Source organism: Pedobacter borealis DSM 19626 (genome assembly GCF_000708285.2).
Taxonomy (GTDB): Bacteria; Bacteroidota; Bacteroidia; order Sphingobacteriales; family Sphingobacteriaceae; genus Pedobacter; species Pedobacter borealis.
On sequence record NZ_JAUG01000192.1, the window covers coordinates 1 to 1189 of the forward strand.

The following is a 1189-nucleotide window of genomic DNA, read 5'->3' on the forward strand; positions in this document are numbered from 1 at the left end:
GATTTAATAATCGAACTCAGGTTATAAGGCTATAGCGAAAACGTGTAAATGATTAAGGCCACATTCACATACAGCCTTAATCATTTGCCAAAACAATAATTCTTTATTTTGCGTTTTTCTTTTTCGTTACTTCTTTGCGGATATCTCCTGTTAGCACCTTTAAGTCCTGCATAGCTTTCCTTATACGCGTTCAGCCAGCTGTCTTGCCTCCGTTATAAAATTTCTCTACGTCAGCCTCAACCGAAGCTACAAGATCCTTCACTTTCTGAAACGTAATTAAAACCTACCTTTTCAATCTTTTTGTATCGACGGAACACAGTTAAGTATCGGAAAGGCGGAACAAAGAACGCACGGCTATTCAAACTGGTGTTTTTATTGATGAAGCCAAAAAGCAGATAGTATACCTCATCAAAAATATGATTGAAGCCACGATTCTTATAAGGCAAAAACGAATAATGTGATTTAATCGCTTTAATCCGTTCACCTTTCAGTTCTATTAAAGCTAGATGATGCTATCATTTTCATCATTAATTAACCTTACTTCACTAGGCAACCTCACAGCAAATCCTGTCCCATTCAAAATAATAATCATCAATTTATATTGAGTTATTTCGCTGTTTTTGGTAATCAAATTTAAACAAAAAGTTCAAAAATGATGGACATAAAGATCTAATCTCTTCTTTATTCTTGCATTGAGGAAAAAGTTTTCCATTTGGTAAGTGCGGTTCAGCAACCAAATTTTTGTATTCCATTTTCGGCACATTGAAAGATTTTATCCGTAAAAATTTTAATTTCCGAACCGCATCGGTGTCCCCTGTTTTATCGGCCCGTTGTTTTCCATCATTTGTTTCATCAACTTTTCCATCTCTTTCTTCATCTCGTCTGCGGTAACTTTTTTTCCTTTTGCTGGCGCTTTAATTGCCGCTAAGTTTAATTTATCAGACACTTCGGTTGCCGTATACGTTGAGATTGCATATGGGCTGTTCTTCTCCAATTGAAGTACCAAACCAGGCAATTGCCCATATACTTCCGGCGCTGCCTGAACGGGAATATCAGTGGCATACCAGGCAGTAATCGTTGTCGTATCTGCTACTTCTGATTTCACCATATTGCCGTCTTTCATCGTTGTCTGCGTCCGCATATTTATAGCTTTTGTAGTAGCTTTTTGACAAACATGGTTCAGGATTGT

1 protein-coding gene and 1 pseudogene are annotated in these 1189 nt (G+C 37.3%); both read right to left on the reverse strand.

Going from position 1 to position 1189, the window contains the following annotated elements; all coding sequences use genetic code 11:
- Positions 1-103: 103 nt before the first annotated feature.
- Positions 104-262: pseudogene (locus tag AW17_RS25065) on the reverse strand (histone H1).
- A gap of 525 nt (positions 263-787) precedes the next feature.
- Positions 788-1189 (reverse strand): GLPGLI family protein (locus tag AW17_RS23380; protein ID WP_029280798.1); only part of this gene is annotated, 402 nt, incomplete at its 5' end.